The organism is Pelagerythrobacter marinus, assembly GCF_009827515.1.
Lineage (GTDB): Bacteria > Pseudomonadota > Alphaproteobacteria > Sphingomonadales > Sphingomonadaceae > Pelagerythrobacter > Pelagerythrobacter marinus.
In genome coordinates this window covers 463,225-482,230 of record NZ_WTYO01000002.1, presented here as the reverse complement: position 1 = coordinate 482,230, position 19,006 = coordinate 463,225, and the positions used below count along the sequence as shown (strand labels likewise).

Sequence of the window (19,006 nt, the reverse complement as noted above, 5' to 3'; positions counted from 1 at the left end):
AACCCTATGGCCGACAGGCCCGACGCGGACAGCGAAGCAGGTGCGAACAAGCCCGCGCTGCGCCTCCACGTTCCCGAACCGAAGTTCCGCCCCGGCGACACCGTCGATTTCAGCCACGTCCCGATCAGCGAGGCCGGCAAGCAGCCGCGGCCGGACGAGGCCTGCGACGCCCGCGAGACCGAGGGGCTCTGTTACGACCTGATCCGGGTCCTGGGTGACGACGACAAGGCCCATGGCCCCTGGGATCCGAAGCTCGATCCCGAAACGCTGCGCGCGATGCTGGGCCATTTCGCGCTCGTGCGGGCATTCGACGAGCGCATGTTCCGCGGCCAGCGCCAGGGCAAGACCAGCTTCTACATGAAGTGCACGGGGGAAGAGGCAACCTCGGTCGCGGCGGCGATGGCGCTGGCGAGCGACGACATGGTCTTCCCCAGCTATCGCCAGCAGGGCGTGCTGATCGCGCGCGGTTACGACCTGGTCGAGATGATCAACCAGATCTATTCGAACAAGGGCGACAAGCTGAAGGGCCGGCAGCTCCCGATCATGTATTCGAGCCGGGAGCACAGCTTCTTCTCGATCAGCGGCAACCTTGCCACGCAGACCCCGCAGGCGGTGGGCTGGGCCATGGCCAGCGCGATCAAGGGCGACACCCGGATCGCGGCGACCTGGGTGGGCGAAGGCAGCACGGCCGAAGGCGATTTCCACAGCGCCTGTACGTTCGCCACCGTCTATAATGCCCCGGTTATCCTCAACGTTATCAACAACCAGTGGGCGATCTCCAGCTTCTCCGGATTTGCCGGGGCCGAGCGGACGACCTTTGCCGCCCGCGCGCTGGGCTATGGCCTCGCGGGCCTCAGGGTGGACGGGAACGACGCGCTGGCGGTCTATGCCGCGCAGCGCTGGGCCGCCAATCGCGCGCGGGCCAATGCCGGGCCGACCCTGATCGAGTATTTCACCTATCGCGCCGAAGGCCATTCCACCTCCGACGATCCCGCCGGCTATCGCAGCGCGCAGGAACGCGACGAATGGCCGCTCGGCGATCCGGTCACCCGGCTGAAGGACCACCTGATCGCGCTGGGCGAATGGGACGAGGATCGCCAGGCGGAGATGGACCGCAAGGCGGCCGAACGGGTCAAGGCCGCGACCAAGGAGGCCGAGAAGAACGGCATCCTGGGCCACGGGATGCACCAGCCCTTCCGCACGATGTTCGAAGACGTGTTCGAGGAGCTGCCCTGGCACCTGAAGGAACAGGCCGAACAGGCGACGCGCGAGCGGTTGATCAAGTTCAACGGGGGGCGCCCGCAATGAGCACCGAGACGAAGGCGCAGGCCGCGTCCGAGAACGGCGGCGAACGGCGTCTCAACATGATCGAGGCGATCAACGACGCGCTCGACATCATGCTGGAGAAGGATCCCGACGTCATCGTCATGGGCGAGGACGTCGGCTATTTCGGCGGCGTGTTCCGCTGCACCGCCGGCCTGCAGAAGAAGCATGGCAAGACGCGGGTATTCGACACCCCGATCTCCGAATGCGGGATCATCGGCGTGGCCGTGGGCATGGGCGCCTATGGCCTGCGCCCGGTGCCGGAAATCCAGTTCGCGGACTATATCTACCCCGGGCTCGACCAGCTCGTGTCGGAAGCGGCCCGCCTGCGCTATCGCTCCGCGACCGAATATATCGCGCCGATGACGGTGCGCTCGCCCTTCGGCGGCGGGATCTTCGGCGGGCAGACACACAGCCAGAGCCCGGAGGCGCTGTTCACCCACGTCTCGGGGCTGAAGACGGTGATCCCGTCCACGCCCTACGACGCGAAGGGCCTGCTGATCGCGTCGATCGAGGATAACGACCCGGTGATCTTCTTCGAACCGAAGCGGATCTACAACGGGCCCTTCAGCGGATACTACGACAAGCCTGCCGAGCCGTGGAAACGCCACGCGCAGAGCGTCGTGCCCGAAGGATACTACCGGATCCCGCTGGGCGAAGCGCGCACGGTGGCCGAGGGGGAGGCGCTGACCGTGCTCGCTTACGGCACGATGGTCCACGTCGCCGAATCGGTCTGCCGCGAGAAAGGCGTCGATGCCGAGATCCTCGACCTGCGCACGCTGGTGCCGCTGGACATCGAGGCGATCGAACGCTCGGTCGAGAAAACGGGCCGGTGCCTGATCGTCCACGAGGCGACCCGCACGTCGGGCTTCGGCGCCGAGCTCTCGGCGCTCGTGACCGAACGCTGCTTCTATCACCTCGAAGCCCCGGTCGAGCGCGTGACCGGTTTCGACACCCCTTATCCGCATAGCCTCGAATGGGCCTATTTCCCCGGCCCCATCCGCATCGGCGAAGCGATCGACAAGCTCTTGAGCGAGTAATCCCATGGCGAAATTCACCTTCAACCTGCCCGACATCGGCGAAGGCATTGCCGAAGCCGAGATCGTGGACTGGCACGTCAAGGTCGGCGACACGGTCGAGGAAGACGACCGACTGGCCGACATGATGACCGACAAGGCCACGGTCGAGATGGAAAGCCCGGTGGCGGGCAAAGTGATCGAGGTGGCCGGCGAAGTGGGCGACACGATTGCTATCGGATCGATGCTCGTCGTCATCGAAGTCGAAGGCGAAGTGCCCGAAGACGCGGAAGAAGACGCGGAAGGGGGGGCCGAACCGGCCCCCGCGCCCAAGGCTGGGGAATCGGAAACGCGGATCGAGGTGGAAACGCCCGATCCCAGCGACGCCGAAGACGCCGCGGCCGCCGCGCCGCCTTCCGCCCCCGAGCCGCCGGCCGAACCGGTTGGCGAAGCAGGGGCGCAGGACAGTGGGCGGGACACGGGCGATGCGCCGGCGCCGAGGCCGGCGAAAGTGCTGGCATCGCCGGCGGTCCGCCAGCGGGCGAAGGACCTGGGGATCGACCTTGCCGAAGTGAAGCCGGCGGCCGACGGGCGGGTGCGCCACGCCGATCTCGACGCGTTCCTTTCCTACAACCGCGCCGGCGGTTTCGGCGCGGCCGGGCGCGCGCGGGCCGACGAAGAGGTCAAGGTGATCGGGCTGCGCAAGCGCATCGCCCAGAACATGGCCGAGGCGAAGCGCAACATTCCGCATTTCTCCTATGTCGAGGAATGCGACGTTACCGATCTCGAGCGGCTGCGCGCCGACCTCAACGCGGAGCGGGGCGACCGGCCGAAGCTGACGATGCTGCCGCTGCTGATCACGGCGATCTGCAGGACCCTGCCCGATTTCCCGATGATCAACGCGCGTTACGACGATGCGGCCGGGGTCGTCACCCGGCACGGCTCGGTGCACCTGGGCATGGCCACGCAGACCGACAAGGGCCTGATGGTCCCGGTCATCCGCGATGCCCAGTCGCGCAACCTGTGGCAGCTCGCGCGCGAGATCCTGCGGCTCGCCAATGCCGCGCGCGACGGCTCGGCCACGTCGGACGAGCTTTCCGGTTCGACGCTCACCGTCACTTCGCTCGGGCCGCTGGGCGGGGTCGCGACCACGCCGGTCATCAACCGGCCCGAGGTCGCGATCATCGGGCCCAACCGGATCGTGGAACGGCCGATGTTCGTGCCCGACGGGCTGGGCGGCGAACGGCTGGAGAAGCGCAAGTTGATGAACATCTCGATCAGTTGCGATCACCGGGTGGTCGATGGCTGGGACGCCGCCAGCTTCGTCCAGGCGCTGAAGCGGCTGATCGAGGCCCCGGCGCGGATCCTGGCCGACTGAATCGCCGGAAAATCAGGCATCTGCTCGCGCCGGTGGCGGAACCGGCGGCGGCTATCCTCGTTGAATCTGCGAAAGGCAGGCGTCCCGCCTGCCGCTCAGACACGAGGAGAATCGCAATGGGCGAACTGAAGGACAAGGCCAAGGGAATGGGCAACGAAGTCGCGGGCAACGCCAAGCAGGCGGCCGCCGAATTCAGCGGCAACCCGCGCCTCGACGAAGAAGGCAAGGCGCAGGAGCGCAAGGGCGAAGCCCAGAACCTCAAGGGCGAAGTCAAGGGCGCGACCGGCGACAAGGTCTGATCCTCGACCGACCACGAAACGACGAAAGGGCCGCCTGCAAGGGCGGCCCTTTTGCATTGCGAGCCCCCTTTTTTCGCGTTGCGGGCCGTTAAGCCGCGACCGGGGGCGGGACCGGCAAACTGTCTCGCCATGCGACAGTTTGCACCGGGCAGGAGCAAAATGGTTACCGAAGTGTTAACGCATGCATCATGCGTCGTTGCCTTGTCCTTACCGATGAAGCCGCCCGGCACCCGTTCCGGGCCAGCCTGCCGCCCCATGTCTGCGCCGTCGAGGATGGCAAGGCGGCCACGCAATCGGGCTGGCGCGTGACGCTGGCCGACGTGCGCGGGTTCGCTTCCGCTTACGTCGCCTGCGTGGTCGGGATCGTCGCGTTCATCGCCTGACGTGGTGCGCTAGCCCGCCGGGGCCGCTTTTTCCGCGTCGTAGAGCTTCTTGCCGAGCCAGCTCGATACGAGGCACATCGCCGCGCTGAGCAGGAGCTGGTCGGCAATCGCGACCTCCGCCGCGCTGAGCCCCATTGCCAGCACCGCACCGGCGACCATCGCGCCCGAGTTCACGATATTGTTGGCCGCGATCGTGCGCGCGGTCTGCGTCTTGGGCACGAAAGTGGTGAGGAAGGCGTACAGCGGCACGACGAACATCCCGCCGGCGACCGCAATACCCAGCAGGCAGAACAGAAGGGCGATCGCCAGCGGCTGCCCCATGAACTGGCCGACGTCCATCAGCGCATCGCCCGGCGCCGGCGTCCAGGCGCGGCAGACGAGGTAGAACGCCAGCACGAACAGCGCCATGACGATCACCGACAGGGGCGAGAAACGCGCCGATACCGTGCCCTTGAGCAGGGCGTTGACCGAAACCGACCCGATCGCCACGCCGACGGAGAAGATCACCAGGAACAGGCTGGCGACTTCCTTGCTCGCGGTCAGCACGTTCTTCGCCAGGGGCGGGAACTGGATGAACAGGACCGCGCCGATCGTCCAGAAGAAGCTGATTGCCATGATCGCGAGGAACACGCGCCGATCATGGGTGGTGGACCGCACGAGCTTGAACATCGACACGAGCTGGTCGGCGACAAGCGTGGGCAGGAAGGCCGCCGCCTTGGTCGCCTTGCCGTGCCCCGAGCGGCCGAGCGGGCCGAGCAGGGGAAAGTCCAGCTCGTTGCTGTCCCCCTGGGGCGGGGCGGGCGGCACGAACTGCGCGGTGATGAAGCCGAGCACGGCGATCCCGACGACGACCGCGGCGGCGACTTCGACCGGGATCCACCCGGCCAGAATCGTGCCGAAGAGGATGGCGAGATAGGTGCCCGCCTCGACCAACCCGGTCCCGGCGAGCACTTCGTCGGAATGCAGGTGCTGGGGCAGGATCGCGTACTTGATCGGCCCGAGGAATGTCGAGTGGACGCCCATTGCGAACAGCGCGGCAAGCAGTAGCGGGATCGCGCTCTGCGCCAGTAGCGGGGGCGGGGCCGTCAGGCAGGCGGCCCCGGCGCCGGTCGCGCATTCGACGTCCTGCCAGGCGATCAGCAGCCCGGCCGCGCCGACCAGCATGATCCCGATCTCGCACCCTTTCACGATCCGGATGATCCGTGCCTTGTCGCGCATGTCGGCGAGTTGCCCCGCGAGCGCGGAAAGGACGAAGAAGGGCACGATGAAAACGCCCGAGGCGACGGCGCTGAACATCGCCTCCTCCGCCTCCGAATTGTAGATGCTGTAGACCACGAACAGCACCATCGCGGTCTTGTAGAGGTTGTCGTTGAAGGCGTTGAACAGCTGCGTCACGAACAGCGGCAGGAACCGGCGGCGGCGCAGGATGTGCGTCGAGGTTGTCATGCAGGTTCCGTGCGCCCTTACCCAGTCCACGGACCGTGTAACGCACGCGAGAATGCGGACAAGGGCAAATCCGCGGCTTTTGCCCGAACGGCACACGCGCTAGGAGAGAAGGGCCGTGCTGAACCTGCCCAATATCCTCACGCTGTCGCGGATCGTCACGATCCCCCTGCTGGTCTTCCTGCTGTGGTGGCCGGGCTGGGCGTTCGGCTATTCGCTCGCCTTCGCGCTCTACTGCCTGATGGGGATCACCGACTATTTCGACGGCTACCTCGCCCGGGCGAGCGGGACGGTCTCGAAGCTGGGCGTCTTCCTCGATCCGATCGCCGACAAGATCATGGTCGCCGCGGTCATCCTGGTGCTGACCGCCCAGGGCTGGCTGCGCGGGCCGGTGGCGGGCGATTTCCACGTTATCGCGGGCCTCGTGATCCTGATGCGTGAAATTGCCGTTTCGGGCCTGCGCGAGTTTCTCGGGCCGCTCCAGGTCTCGGTCCCGGTCAGCAAGCTCGCCAAGTGGAAAACGGCCGCGCAGATGATCTCGCTCGGCGCGCTGATCCTGGCCGGGGCGCTGCCGGGTTGGACGATGGGGCTGGGCGGGGCGGTGTTCAACGTGCCGCACCTGGTCGGGATCGCGACCTTGTGGACGGCGGCGGTGCTGACGCTGATAACCGGGTGGGACTACCTGCGCGTCGGCCTCAGGCACATGGACTGACGGCGCCCGTCGCGGCGGCCAGTGCCTCGCGATAGGCGGCACGGGCCCGGCCCGAAGTGCGCACCGGCGTCGCGGCAGCGCGCCGGGAGCGGCCGGGACCACGGCGATCGGCCCCCAGCAGGTCGTCGATCAGCTCCTCGATCTCCGCCGTCGTCGTCCGGCTGGCGCGTGCCATGTCGGGCAGCTGCGGCAGGTCGAGGTGCGTCAGGCCGAACTGGAACAGCTCGCGGAAGGCGACCCGTTCCGACAATCCGCACGCCACGCGAAACTCGTGGTGGCCGGCAAGCGCGGAAAGCGCGCTGTCGATCCGGTCGATCTGCCGCCGTTCGCAGCTGCGGACGCGGTTCTTCGCGACGATCCAGTCCAGCGGGGCAAGCTCGCGCCCGCGCCGTTCCTCCCGCAGGGCGGCGACCGTGCGGCCGAACGCGCTGGCGGGGCCTGGGCGGCCGGAGACGGGATCGATCCGGCCGATCACCTGGAGATCGACGAACGAGGGGTTGATCGGGGTGACGAGCGTATGCGCCAGCGCCACCGCGCGGCGGAAGATCGGGCAATCGGCACCCGGCGCGTCGAGCACGACGTAGTCGGCCCGCGCGTCGAGCCGGGCGACTTCCTGCTGCAGCTGGGCCGCGCAGTGGCGGTTCAGCACCGCGTGCATCGGCATCGGCAGGTCCACGCCCACGACCCGCGCCGTTCCCTCGCGCGCGGCGAAGCTGCTTTCCAGCGTCGATTGCCGGCGGTCGAGATCGATCGCGACCACCCGGTGGCCCGCGCGGGCCAGGGCAACGGCGGTGTGGAACGCCAGGGTCGATTTCCCGACTCCGCCTTTCTCGTTGGCAAAGGCGATCACGTGGCCGGGGAGCGGGTGGGCCAGCGCGTCGGCCATCACGACCTGCGGATGTTCGCCATCCGTCCAGCGCGGTGCCGCGCCGTCGTTGCATCCGTCAGGTCCGAGTTCTTTCCACACGGCGCAGTCCCCGTCCGGCGCTTCGCGAATCAGTTATCCACAGCTTTTACCACATTTCGTTAGCAATACCCTGCCTGCCCGGCGCCGATCGCCCGGGGAGGGAGGATTCAACCGGCCCGCAGTTCCTGCGCGAGCAGTTCGAAATCGGCCTTCCGGGGGGAATTCTTGCGCCAGATCAAGGCGATCTCGCGGCTTGCCGCCTGCGACTTCAGCGGCCGGGCGACGACCTGGGTATCGTGCAATATACCCGCATCGATCGCCATTTCGGGCAGCATCGTCAGGCCCAGGTCGTTGTCCACCATCTGCACCAGCGTGTGCAGCGACGTGCCGATCATCGTCGCCGAGGCGCGCAGTTCGGGCCGGTTGCAGGCGGCCAGCGCGTGTTCCTTCAGGCAATGGCCGTCCTCCAGCAGGAGCAGCCGTCCCTCGTCGATCATCGAGGGGTGGACGACTTCGGGGGGATCGCGCGGGTCGTCCTTGGGAAAGGCGACGTGAAGGCGATCGTCGGCGATATGGGCCTTGTCCACTTCCCCGGTCGCGAAGGGGAGGGCGAGGAGCACGCAGTCCACCCGCCCGTGGTGCAGGCTCTCGACCGCGTCGTGGCTGGTTTCCTCGCGCAGGAACAGCTTGAGGTCGGGGCGTTCCTTCTTCAGTCGCGGCAGGATGCGGGGCAGCATGAACGGGGCGATCGTGGGGATCACGCTCATCCGCAGCGTGCCCGAAAGCGGCTTGCCGCTCGCGCGGACGAGATCGGACAGTTCCTCCGCCTCGCGCAGCAGGCGATGCGCCTTTTCCACCACCTGCTCGCCCAGCGTCGTGAAACGCACCACGCGCCGGCTGCGCTCCACCAGCGTGACGCCGAGCAGCGATTCGAGCTCGCGGATCCCGGCAGAGAGGGTGGACTGCGAAACGAAGCTCGCCTCCGCCGCGCGGCCGAAGTGGCCATGCTCGTGCAAGGCGACGAGGTACTGGAGCTGCTTGATCGTGGGGAGGTAGGTGCTCACTCTGCCGCCTGCGTCTCCGCCAGTTCCCCGGCCATGTCGTCGATATGGGTCATGTGCAGTTTCCCGCGCTTGACCGCGAAGGCCAGCTTGCCTTCGACCAGTTCCAGCGCATCGCGCCCGAAGACGTCGTAGCGCCAGCCTTCCAGCACCGGCAGGTTGCGCACGCCGGCGGCCAGCGCCTCCATTTCGTCCGACCGGGTCAGGAGGCGGGCGGCCACGTCGATCTCGCGCGTGCGGATCTTGAGCAGGAGCTTGAGCAGGTCCGCCACCAGCGCACCTTCCTTGCCCAGCGGCGCGCCGCGCTTCGGCTTGTCCGGCATCTCGTCGGCCGGAAGCGGTTCCGCCTTTTCGAGCACTTTCATAAGTCGCTTGCCGATGTCGTTGTCTTTCCAGGCATTCGACAGGCCGCGCACCTTGATGAGATCGCCCTGCTTCTTGGGCGGGTGGCTGGCGATGTCGGCCAGCGTCTCGTCGCGCATGATCCGCCCGCGCGGGATGTTCTTGTGCTGCGCTTCGCCCTCGCGCCAGGCGGCCAGAGCCTTCAGCCGGCCCAGGACCGCGGGATTGCGCCCGGCCTGTCGGATCCGCCGCCAGGCGTCGCCCGCGTCGTTGCGATAGTTCGCCGGGTCGGCCAGCTTCTCCATCTCGGCGTCGAGCCATTCGCCCCGGCCGGTCTTGATCAGTTTGCGCAGGATCTTGGGAAAGATCTTCGACAGGTGCGTGACGTCGCCGATCGCGTATTCGATCTGCCGCGCGGTCAGCGGACGGCGGCTCCAGTCGGTGAAGCGCGCACCCTTGTCGACCGTGATTCCCAGCCAGCTTTCGACCAGGTTGGCATAGCCGATCTGTTCCGACTGGCTGATCGCCATCATCGCGATCTGCGTGTCGAAGATCGGGTGCGGCGTCTTGCCGGTGAGGTTGTAGATGATCTCCACGTCCTGTCCGCCGGCGTGGAAGACCTTCAGTACGTCCTCGTTGTCGCACATCAGGTCGAGCAGGGGGGACAGGTCGATGCCGTCTGCCAGCGGGTCGATCGCCGCGGCTTCCTTCTCGTTGGCGATCTGCACCAGGCACAGTTCCGGCCAGTAGGTGTTCTCGCGCATGAATTCGGTATCGACCGAAACGAAATCGGACTGTGCCAGGCGTTCGCACAGATCGGCGAGTTCGTCGGTGGTGGTGATAAGGTCGTGTATCTTCATAGGTCTTTTCTGTTGTCGGGCGGAGTACCGCCTCTCGGGCCGGCGCCGCGCCTTGACAAAGGCCCGTGCTTGCCCTGTTAGCGCGCGCGACAATGCGCGTGCGCGCCGTTCGGTGGCGCGCCCTTAGCGCCATAGCCCCGCAAATGGAAAGAATTTAGATGCACGCCTATCGAACCCACAACTGCGCACAGCTGACCGGTGCGAACGTCGGCGAGACGGTTCGCCTGTCGGGCTGGATCCATCGCAAGCGCGATCACGGGGGCGTGCTGTTCGTCGACCTGCGCGATCACTACGGCATGACGCAGATCGTCGCCGACGAGGACAGCGAGGCGCTGCCGGTACTGGAAGGGCTGAAGCTGGAGTCGGTCGTCACCATCGACGGCACGGTCAAGGCGCGCGCCGAAGGCACGGCCAACCCGAACCTGCCGACCGGGGAGATCGAGGTGTTCGCGCGGGGCGTCACCGTCCAGAGCCGGGCCGAGGAACTGCCGCTGCCGGTGGCGGGCGAGCAGGACTATCCCGAGGAGATCCGCCTCAAGTACCGTTTCGTCGACTTGCGGCGCGAGACGATGCACCGCAACATCATGCTGCGCAGCCAGGTGATCACCTCGATCCGGCGGCGCATGACGGCACAGGGCTTCACCGAGTTCCAGACCCCGATCCTGGGCGCTTCCAGCCCCGAGGGTGCGCGCGACTACCTCGTGCCGAGCCGGCTGCATCCGGGCCGTTTCTACGCGCTTCCGCAGGCGCCGCAGATGTTCAAGCAGCTGCTGATGGTCGCCGGCTTCGACCGCTATTTCCAGATCGCGCCCTGCTTCCGCGACGAGGACCTGCGCGCCGATCGCAGCCCCGAATTCTACCAGCTCGACTTCGAAATGAGCTTCGTCACGCAGGAAGACGTGTTCCAGGCGATCGAGCCGGTCCTGGCCGGCGTGTTCGAGGAATTCGCGAACGGCAAGAGCGTGACGCCCGCGGGCGAGTTCCCGCGCATTCCCTACGCCGAGGCGATGCTGAAATACGGCACCGACAAGCCCGACCTGCGCAACCCGCTGATCATCTCGGACGTCACCGGCCACTTCGAGACTTCGGGTTTCGGCCTGTTCGAGAAGATCGTCGGCTCCGGCGGCCGGGTGCGCGTCGTCCCCGCGCCGAACACGCATGAGAAGAGCCGCAAGTTCTTCGACGAGATGAACGACTGGGCGCGGCGCGAGGGCTTTGCCGGTCTCGGCTACGTCACCCGCAAGGGCGGCGAGTTCGGCGGCCCGATCGCCAAGAACCACGGCACCGAGGGCATGGAAAAGCTCTATGCCGAGCTGGGCCTGGGCGAGAACGACGGCCTGTTCTTCGCCGCGGGCAAGGAGAAGGACGCAGCCAAGCTCGCCGGTGCTGCGCGCACCCGCGTGGCCGAGGAGCTGGGGCTGATCGAGGAAGGCTGCTTCAAGTTCTGCTGGATCGTCGATTTCCCGATGTTCGAATACGACGAGGAACTGAAGAAGATCGACTTCAGCCACAATCCCTTCTCGATGCCGCAGGGCGAAATGGAGGCGCTGGAGAACCAGGACCCGCTCGAGATCAAGGCGTGGCAGTACGACATCGTCTGCAACGGCTACGAGCTGTCCTCGGGAGCGATCCGGAACCACAGGCCGGACATCATGTACAAGGCCTTCGAGATCGCGGGTTACAGCCAGGCCGATGTCGACGAGAATTTCTCGGGCATGATCGAGGCGTTCAAGCTCGGCGCGCCGCCGCACGGTGGCTCCGCCCCCGGGATCGACCGGATCGTGATGCTGCTGGCGGACGAGCCGAATATTCGCGAGGTGATCGCCTTCCCGCTCAACCAGCGGGCGCAGGACCTGATGATGGGCGCGCCGAGCCTCGTCAGCCCGCGCCAGCTGCGCGATGTCCATATCCGCACGGTCGATGCGCCGAAGCCCGAAGGGGCGGAGGCGACGCGGGTGGACCGGGCCGGGGATTCCTGACCCGTGCGCCCGCCGCGCAGCTTTCCGCCCCTTAGCCGCCGCTAGCTGGCCGGCGTGGGGGGCGTGACACGGTTCGGGGCATTCGCCCGCGCGCGATCTGCGTGCGGCGGCGCGCGCGGGCGGCGCGTGCTGGCGGCCGCGTTCGCCCTGCTGGCGGCCGCGCTGGCGACGACCTTCGCCGCGCCAGCCGCCCAGGCCGCCCCGCTGGTGCGGATCGGGCTGCCCCTCGCGAACGAGGCGGACCCTTATGCCCGGCCGGTGGGGCGCATGCTGACGCTCCTGGCCAGTTACACCCACTGGCCCGAGCCGCACGACCCGCTGCGCCTGTGCCTGGTCGAGCCGACGGATCATGCCGAGGCGCTGGATCGCCCGCCCTTCGCCGGCGAGGCCGGGATCGCCACGACCGTCGTCACCGCGCAGGCCGTCATCGGAACGCAGTGCGAGATCGTCTATATCGGGCGCATGTCCATCGGGCAGCAACGTTCGATCACGACCGCCTTCCGCGACAAGCCGACGCTGACGGTGGCCGAGAACGATCCCGCCTGCCGCAGCCGGGCAATGATCTGCCTGCTGTTCGAGGCGGATTCGCTGTCGTTCCGTCTCAATATCGACGCCGTTTCCCGCTCGCAGGTGCGGATCGATCCGCGGGTCCTGCGCATGGGCATGGCGCGGGGAGGGGGATGGTGAGCGCGCGCGAAACCAGGCGCCTCGACGGCCTGCCGCTGCGCGAGCTCCTGGCGCGCGGGCATTTCCGGCTGGTCATCCTGGCGGTGATTCTCGCCGCCGTGACGCTGACGATCAGCGGGGTCGTTTTGATCCGGAGCCATTCGACCGCCAACGCCGCGCTGACCGCGCGCACCGTCAGCTACGCGGTCGAGCCGGCGGTGCTGTTCGGCGACCGCGAGGCGGTGCAGGAAACGATCGAGACGATCGGCAATGCCGGTACCGCCGGCCAGATCGCCGTGATCGACGAGGCGGGGGACGTGCTCGCTTCGTGGGAGCACGAGCACGACGGTCTCGCCGGATCGTTCGAGCGGGCCCTGGGCCAGGTGCTTCGCGGCCGGGCGGAAGTCGTGCCGGTGGCCAGCGACGGGCGCGAGATTGGCGCGGTGATCGTCCGCGGCAGCCTGGCCGACACGCTCGGCTATGCCACGACGGGCTTCATCATCGGGCTGTGCTGCCTGGGGCTGACCATCATCGCCACGCGCGTCCTGGCCCGCCGGCTGGAAGAAGCGGTCGTCGCCCCGCTCGAACACGTCGGCGAGATCGCCCATGCCGTGCGGGCGGACCGCAGCTTCGGGCGCCGCGTCAGCGTTTCGGGGATTGCCGAGATCGACCGTCTTGCGCGCGATTTCAATGCCTTGCTGGCGGAACTGCAAAGCTGGCACCAGGCGCTGCTGTCTGAAAACGTCGAGCTGGCGCGCCGGGCCGAGCACGACGCGCTGACGGGCCTTGCCGGACGCCGCCGGTTCGAGCGCGAGAGCGAGCAGGTGATCCGCCGCGCGCGCGAGGAAGGCATGTCTTTCGCGGTTCTCTATCTCGACTGCGACGAGTTCAAGGACATCAACGACACGTACGGCCACGACGTCGGCGACATGGTGCTGTGCGCTATCGCCGACCGGCTGCAGAACGCAGTGGGCGAGCGGGGCCATGTCTACCGGTTCGGCGGGGACGAATTCGCCGTGGTCCTGCACGAGACCGGCGAGGAGGAAGAGGTGGAGCGCGTCTGCGAGGCGATCCGGGCGAGGATGGCCGAGCCTTTCACCCTCGCGCTGCGCCGCGAACGGCAGCTGAGCATCAGCGTCGGCTGCGCGATCTATCCGCGCGACGGGGACGGCTGGCGCGAGCTCCTGCGCCTGGCGGACCAGCGCATGTATCGGGAGAAGCGAAATGCCCACAAGGCCCTGGCCGAATCGAACTGACATCGGCGGCGTGCGCGCGCTGTTCGTGGCGGCCGCCCTGGCGCTGCTGGCGGCCTGCCAGACGGTGCCGGCCGATCCCTACACCGCCAGCCAGGTCGCGGCGCTGGAGCGGGCCGGCTTTACCCGCGAAGGCGACCGGTACCTGCTGGGCCTGCCGGACCGGCTGCTGTTCGAATTCGACAGCTCGGATCTCGTGCCCGAGCGGCGGGTCGCGCTGGGAGAGATGGCGGCCGCCCTGTCGGGCGTCGGCATCCTGGGCGCGCGGATCGAAGGGCACACCGATTCCGTGGGCGAGGAGGCCTATAACCGGGCCCTGTCGCAGGACCGCGCCGAAACCGTCATGCGCGCGCTGGCCGCGGGCGGGATGGACGCGGGGGCCATGCAGGTCCTGGGCCTGGGCGAGAGCGATCCGATCGAGAGCAACGATACCGAGGAAGGCCGCAGCCAGAACCGGCGCGTTGTCATCATCGTGACACCCGCGGCGGCGATTCCGTTGTAGAACAGCGCAAACCCGGCCCCGGCCATGTGTTTGCATGTCAGGCACTTGCCAGCGGGTCCGGCGTTCATTAGGGCGAAAGCCAATTCCTAACCCCCAATCCAAGAGGGCATAACATGAGCGATACCGCCGACCGCGTGCAGAAGATCGTTGTCGAGCACCTGGGCGTCGAGGCCGACAAGGTCACGCAGGATGCAAGCTTCATCGACGACCTGGGCGCAGACAGCCTCGACATCGTCGAGCTGGTGATGGCTTTCGAAGAAGAGTTCGGCGTGGAAATCCCGGACGACGCGGCCGAGAAGATCACCACCGTCGGCGACGCGACGAAGTACATCGAAGAACACAAAGGCTAAGCCGGCGGGAGGTTCGCTTTCGCCGGCCTTTCCCCGGGCGGCATCGCCGGCCGGAAGGTGGCGGCGGAGAGAATCGGTTTCCCGCGACAGGCGGGAACGAGCAGGCTCAGCCCCGGCGGGTTGGGCCTGTTGCTCTATCTGGCGGGAACACTCGAATATTCGGAGATGCAGATGCGCCGTGTGGTCGTAACCGGACTGGGTCTCGTCACCCCGCTGGGCGGTGATGTCGAGACGACCTGGACCAACCTGATCGCGGGGAAAAGCGGGGCGGGCACGATCACCCGCTTCGATGCCAGCAACCAGAAGTGCACGATCGCGTGCGAGGTGAAGTCCAGGGATCACGAGTGGGGCTTCGACCCCGACAAGCGCGTCGATCACAAGATCCAGCGCCAGGTCGATCCCTTCATCGTCTATGGCATCGACGCCGCGGGCCAGGCCCTCGAAGATGCCGGGCTGGACGAGATGGACGAGGCGCTGAAGCAGCGCACCGGCGTCTCGATCGGTTCGGGGATCGGCGGCCTGCCGGGGATCGAGAGCGAATCCATCGTCCTCAGCGAACGCGGGCCGGGCCGGGTCTCGCCGCACTTCGTGCACGGCCGGCTGATCAACCTGATCAGCGGGCAGGTGTCGATCAAGTACGGCCTGATGGGCCCCAACCACGCGGTGGTGACGGCCTGTTCGACCGGTGCCCACTCGATCGGCGATGCCGCGCGGATGATCCGCGATGGCGATGCCGACGTCATGCTGGCGGGCGGCGCGGAATCGACGATCAACCCGCTCGGCGTGGCCGGCTTCGCCCAGGCGCGCGCACTGAACATGAGCATGAACGACCGGCCCGAGGCGGCGAGCCGCCCCTACGACCGCGACCGTGACGGCTTCGTCATGGGCGAGGGCGCGGGCGTCGTCGTGCTCGAGGAATACGAGCACGCAAAGGCGCGCGGGGCGAAGATCTACGCCGAGGTGGTCGGCTACGGCCTCTCGGGCGATGCCTATCACGTCACCGCTCCGCACCCCGAAGGCAAGGGCGCGGAGCTGGCCATGCGCATGGCGATCGACAAGGCCGGGCTGCAGCCGGCGGACATCGATTACGTCAACGCGCACGGTACCTCGACGATGGCCGACACGATCGAACTCGGCGCGGTCAAGCGCGTCCTCGGCGAAGATCTCGGCGGGGCATCGATGTCGAGCACCAAGTCGGCCATCGGTCACCTCCTGGGCGGTGCAGGCGCGGTGGAGAGCATTTTCTGCATCCTGGCCATTCGCGACCAGATCGTTCCGCCCACGCTCAACCTCGACAACCCGGACGAGGGGACCGAGGGCGTGGACCTCGTGCCGCACACGGCGCGCAAGCGCGAGGTCGGGGCCGTGCTCAACAACAGCTTCGGCTTCGGCGGCACCAATGCCAGCCTGGTGATGAAGAAGGTCGACTGACATGCGCCGCAAGGGCTGGCTGGCGATCGGGGTGCTCGGCGCCCTTGCGCTGCTGGCGGTGGTTGTCGGCGCCCGCTTCGCGTTCGGTTCGGCCGAGGTGCAGCGGGACACGGCCTTCATCGTGCCTTCGGGCTCGACGCTGACGGCGGTCGCGCACAAGCTGGAAGACGAAGGGCTGATCTCTTCGGCCGACGGTTTCCTGCTGCGGGCCAAGCTGATCGGCGGGTCGGACCCGATCCAGGCCGGGGAGTTCATGCTGCCGGCCGGAATCGGCCTGGGCGGCATTCTCGAGACGTTCCAGCACGGCGACGTGATCCGGCGCTTCATCACGATCCCCGAAGGCACGCCGTCGGTCCTGGTGCACGCGAAGCTGATGGCGGAGCCTCTCCTGACCGGGGAGATCCCGGTGCCGGAGGAAGGTTCGGTCCTGCCCGACACTTACGACTTCGAGCGGGGGGAGGCGCGCACCGCCGTGCTCGCGCGGATGCAGGCCGCCATGCGCAGTTACCTGGCCGAGGCATGGCCGAGACGCGCGGCCGACATCGCGGTCGACAGCGTGGAGGAAGCGGTCGTCCTCGCCTCGATCGTCGAGAAGGAAACCGCGCTGCCCAGCGAAAGGCGAATGGTCGCCGGTCTCTATTCGAACCGGCTGAAACAGGGGATGTATCTCCAGGCGGACCCGACGATCATCTATCCGATCACCCGGGGCAAGCCGCTGGGGCGCCGCATTCGCCAGTCGGAGATCGCCGCGGTCAACGATTACAATACCTATTCGATGGCCGGGCTGCCCAAGGGGCCGATCACCAACCCAGGCCGCGAAAGCATTGCCGCCGTGCTCGACCCGGCCGAAACCGACGCGCTCTACATGGTTGCCGACGGCACCGGTGGGCACGTGTTCAACGCCGACTATGCCGCGCACCAGGACGCGGTCGACAAGTGGTTCGAACTGCGCCGCGAGCGCGGAGAGATGTGAGCGGCGCGCTGATCGTCACGGCCGAGCTGCCGGCCGATCTCCACCGCTGGGCGACACGCCTGCGGACCATGCATTTTCCGCCCGAGCGCAATTTCCTCGAAGCGCATGTGACCCTGTTCCACGCGTTGCCGCCGGGCACCGAACCGGAGATCCGCAGCCGCCTGGCAGCCGCCGCGGGACAGACATCGCCGGTCGCGGCGCGTCTCGAAGGCGTCATGCCGCTGGGCAGGGGAACCGCCCTTGGCATAGCCAGCCCGGAGATGCTCGATCTGCGCGACGACCTGGCCGACCAGTTCCACGGCTTGCTGAGCATGCAGGACCAGCAGGTGCCGCGCCTCCACGTTACCGTGCAGAACAAGGTCCCGGCCCGCGAGGCGCGCGAGCTCCAGGCGCGCCTCGCGGCCGAGGTCGTGCCGCGCGATTTTCGCTTCGCCGGCCTCGTGCTCCACCGTTACGAAGGCGGCCCCTGGGCCCCGGTGCAACGGTGGGCGTTCCGCGGCAAAAAGCGAGGTTGACCCGGCGCGGCCCCGGCCCTAAATGCGCCGCCTGTCCCCGCTGCGGCGGGGCCACGCCGAGCTCGCTCCGCGGCCGGCAAGCCCGATGGGGCGGAGTAGCTCAGGTGGTTAGAGCAGCGGAATCATAATCCGCGTGTCGGGGGTTCGAGTCCCTCCTCCGCTACCATTCTCGTCGAATCGTGATCGGTTTCTGGCCCTGCCGCGCGTCTGGCGTCGTCGCCGTGGGTTTTCAGCCATGTTCCGCCTGCCAGGCGCCCATCGATCCGAGATAGACATCGAGCCGGTCGAAGCCGTGCGCATCGAGCCATCCCGCTGCGACGGTTGCGCGCATCCCGCTTGCGCACATCAGCGTGTAGTGCCGGGCGGGGTCGAGGTCTTTCCACCTCTCGTTGAGCTGGCCGACATAGATATGCTGCGAGCCCTCGATCGCCGCCGACTGCCGTTCGTCCGCGTCGCGCACGTCGAGCAGGGTCCAGCCGTCGCGGCCTGTCGCCAGGCGGCGTTCCACTTCGGCGGTGCCGATCATCGGGATCGAGCGCATGGCCTTGCCCGAGGCTGCCGCGGGAACGACGCCGACGTAGCCGCCGACGACATCGTCGAGCGCGATCCGGACGAGGTGCTCCATCGCCGTCGCCAGCTGGCCCTGCGACGACGCCACGAGCGCGATCGTGTCGTCTTCGCCGATGAACCAGCCCGCGAAGGCCGGGATCATGTCCACTGGCAGGTTGATCGTCCCCGGCAGGTGGCCCGCGGCATAGGCCAGCGGCTCGCGGATATCGACGATCCTGTCGGCGCCGCAGGACGACAGCTGGTCGAGGGCCATCGGCTGCGGCGCGATCACGCGCGGCGCCGGGTCGCCGCCTACCAGGTTCAACCGTTCCATCAGGCGGAAATAGGGCGGCTGGTAGTGGTTCTCGCCCACCTTGCGGTCGATGAATTCCTCGCGATCGGCGATCTGGAGCATCGGGTTGTTGCGACGCTCGTGGCCCAGGGTCGAAAACTCGCGATCGGCCATGGCCGAGCCGCAGACCGATCCTGCGCCATGCGCGGGATAGACGATCGCCTGGTCGCCCAACTCGCAGATCTTGCGGAGCGAATCGAACAGGAGGCCGGCGACTTCGCGCTTGCGGTCTGGATAGAAATCGGTCCGACCGACCTCGCCCACGAACAGCGCATCGCCGGTGAATACGCCGACGGCCGTTTCGGGATATTCGCGGTCGAAGGTCGCATAGGCGAGGTGGTCGAACGTGTGCCCCGGTGTTTCGAGGACGCGGATTTCGAGCTGCCCGATCGCATGGCAATCGCCCTCGCGCGTCGTCTTCGCGTAGACGACCTCTCCGTCGGCGTTCGGGCCGTGAAACACCTCGGCCCCGGTCATCGCGGCGAGATGGGGCGCACCGGAAACGAAGTCTTCGTTGCGATGGGTTTCGAAGACACGCGTGATCCGCAGGCCTTCGCGGCGGGCCGTCTCGAGATAGACTTCGCAATCCCTGCGCGGATCGATGACCGCGGCCTCGCCCCCGGCGCCGAGGATATAGGAAAGATGCGAAAGGCCGGGGGTCTTGATCTTCTCGACAAGCATGGTCGCCTCCTGCCCGATCAATGCCGGCCGG

General features: G+C 67.5%; 19 protein-coding genes and 1 tRNA gene. 15 read left to right on the top strand and 5 right to left on the bottom strand.

Going from position 1 to position 19,006, the window contains the following annotated elements; all coding sequences use genetic code 11:
• Positions 1–6 precede the first annotated feature (6 nt).
• The 5 genes from GRI72_RS06165 to GRI72_RS06145 all read left to right on the top strand — a co-directional run bounded on the left by GRI72_RS06165 (position 7) and on the right by GRI72_RS06145 (position 4,399).
• Positions 7–1,308, top strand: coding sequence for a 3-methyl-2-oxobutanoate dehydrogenase (2-methylpropanoyl-transferring) subunit alpha (locus GRI72_RS06165; protein ID WP_160733047.1), 1,302 nt, complete (start codon positions 7–9; stop codon positions 1,306–1,308).
• Positions 1,305–2,363: an alpha-ketoacid dehydrogenase subunit beta gene (locus GRI72_RS06160; RefSeq protein ID WP_160733046.1), complete on the top strand. Its 1,059-nt coding sequence runs from the start codon at positions 1,305–1,307 to the stop codon at positions 2,361–2,363. The genes GRI72_RS06165 and GRI72_RS06160 overlap by 4 nt, the downstream gene beginning before the upstream one ends.
• A 4-nt stretch (positions 2,364–2,367) precedes the next feature.
• The gene (locus GRI72_RS06155) at positions 2,368–3,717 is read left to right on the top strand and encodes a dihydrolipoamide acetyltransferase family protein (protein WP_160733045.1); all 1,350 of its coding nucleotides are present in this window, start codon (positions 2,368–2,370) and stop codon (positions 3,715–3,717) included.
• A 116-nt stretch (positions 3,718–3,833) separates the two neighbouring features.
• Positions 3,834–4,016 carry a CsbD family protein gene (locus GRI72_RS06150; protein WP_160733044.1) on the top strand — a complete coding sequence of 61 codons (183 nt, stop codon included), beginning with the start codon at positions 3,834–3,836 and terminating at the stop codon, positions 4,014–4,016.
• A 188-nt stretch (positions 4,017–4,204) separates the two neighbouring features.
• Positions 4,205–4,399, top strand: coding sequence for a hypothetical protein (locus GRI72_RS06145; RefSeq protein ID WP_160733043.1), 195 nt, complete (start codon positions 4,205–4,207; stop codon positions 4,397–4,399).
• Between the two features lie 9 nt (positions 4,400–4,408).
• On the opposite strand, the gene GRI72_RS06140 is transcribed toward GRI72_RS06145, so the two are convergent.
• Positions 4,409–5,845 carry an MFS transporter gene (locus GRI72_RS06140; RefSeq protein ID WP_160733042.1) on the bottom strand — a complete coding sequence of 479 codons (1,437 nt, stop codon included), beginning with the start codon at positions 5,843–5,845 and terminating at the stop codon, positions 4,409–4,411.
• 115 nt (positions 5,846–5,960) lie between these two features.
• Between GRI72_RS06140 and pgsA the strand changes: the two genes are divergently transcribed.
• On the top strand, positions 5,961–6,554 hold the full coding sequence (pgsA, locus tag GRI72_RS06135; RefSeq protein WP_160733041.1) for a CDP-diacylglycerol--glycerol-3-phosphate 3-phosphatidyltransferase: 594 nt from the start codon (positions 5,961–5,963) through the stop codon (positions 6,552–6,554).
• Here the strand turns inward: pgsA and GRI72_RS06130 are convergent.
• The 3 genes from GRI72_RS06130 to rnd form a co-directional block, all read right to left on the bottom strand.
• Positions 6,538–7,521: a division plane positioning ATPase MipZ gene (locus tag GRI72_RS06130; RefSeq protein ID WP_337191145.1), complete on the bottom strand. Its 984-nt coding sequence runs from the start codon at positions 7,519–7,521 to the stop codon at positions 6,538–6,540. The two genes, pgsA and GRI72_RS06130, sit on opposite strands and share 17 nt — an antisense overlap.
• Positions 7,522–7,628: 107 nt before the next feature.
• Complete coding sequence (locus GRI72_RS06125) at positions 7,629–8,525, bottom strand: hydrogen peroxide-inducible genes activator (RefSeq protein WP_160733040.1); 897 nt, start codon at positions 8,523–8,525, stop codon at positions 7,629–7,631.
• Complete coding sequence (gene rnd, locus GRI72_RS06120) at positions 8,522–9,724, bottom strand: ribonuclease D (protein WP_160733039.1); 1,203 nt, start codon at positions 9,722–9,724, stop codon at positions 8,522–8,524. The genes GRI72_RS06125 and rnd overlap by 4 nt, the downstream gene beginning before the upstream one ends.
• A gap of 158 nt (positions 9,725–9,882) precedes the next feature.
• On the opposite strand from rnd, the gene aspS reads away from it, so the two are divergent.
• From aspS to GRI72_RS06075, 9 genes are all read left to right on the top strand, one after another.
• Positions 9,883–11,703, top strand: a complete 1,821-nt coding sequence (aspS, locus tag GRI72_RS06115) for an aspartate--tRNA ligase (RefSeq protein ID WP_160733038.1) — start codon at positions 9,883–9,885, stop codon at positions 11,701–11,703.
• 126 nt (positions 11,704–11,829) lie between these two features.
• A complete protein-coding gene (yfiR, locus tag GRI72_RS06110) occupies positions 11,830–12,390 on the top strand; it encodes a regulatory sequestration protein YfiR (RefSeq protein WP_160733037.1) in 561 nt (186 codons plus the stop codon).
• The gene (gene dgcN, locus GRI72_RS06105; protein ID WP_160733036.1) at positions 12,387–13,625 is read left to right on the top strand and encodes a diguanylate cyclase DgcN/YfiN; all 1,239 of its coding nucleotides are present in this window, start codon (positions 12,387–12,389) and stop codon (positions 13,623–13,625) included. The genes yfiR and dgcN overlap by 4 nt, the downstream gene beginning before the upstream one ends.
• Positions 13,626–13,635: 10 nt before the next feature.
• Positions 13,636–14,124, top strand: a complete 489-nt coding sequence (yfiB, locus tag GRI72_RS06100; protein ID WP_337191144.1) for an outer membrane lipoprotein YfiB — start codon at positions 13,636–13,638, stop codon at positions 14,122–14,124.
• Between the two features lie 113 nt (positions 14,125–14,237).
• Entirely contained in the window at positions 14,238–14,474 is a 237-nt protein-coding gene (locus GRI72_RS06095; RefSeq protein ID WP_047805955.1) for an acyl carrier protein, read from the top strand.
• 171 nt (positions 14,475–14,645) lie between these two features.
• Entirely contained in the window at positions 14,646–15,905 is a 1,260-nt protein-coding gene (fabF, locus tag GRI72_RS06090; RefSeq protein WP_160733237.1) for a beta-ketoacyl-ACP synthase II, read from the top strand.
• A gap of 1 nt (position 15,906) precedes the next feature.
• The gene (gene mltG / locus GRI72_RS06085; protein WP_160733034.1) at positions 15,907–16,878 is read left to right on the top strand and encodes an endolytic transglycosylase MltG; all 972 of its coding nucleotides are present in this window, start codon (positions 15,907–15,909) and stop codon (positions 16,876–16,878) included.
• Positions 16,875–17,393, top strand: coding sequence for a 2'-5' RNA ligase family protein (locus GRI72_RS06080; protein WP_160733033.1), 519 nt, complete (start codon positions 16,875–16,877; stop codon positions 17,391–17,393). Before mltG ends, GRI72_RS06080 begins: the two co-directional genes overlap by 4 nt.
• A gap of 89 nt (positions 17,394–17,482) precedes the next feature.
• Positions 17,483–17,559, top strand: a tRNA-Met gene (locus GRI72_RS06075).
• Between the two features lie 63 nt (positions 17,560–17,622).
• Here GRI72_RS06075 and GRI72_RS06070 read toward each other — a convergent pair.
• Complete coding sequence (locus tag GRI72_RS06070) at positions 17,623–18,975, bottom strand: MBL fold metallo-hydrolase (RefSeq protein ID WP_160733032.1); 1,353 nt, start codon at positions 18,973–18,975, stop codon at positions 17,623–17,625.
• Positions 18,976–19,006 lie beyond the last annotated feature (31 nt).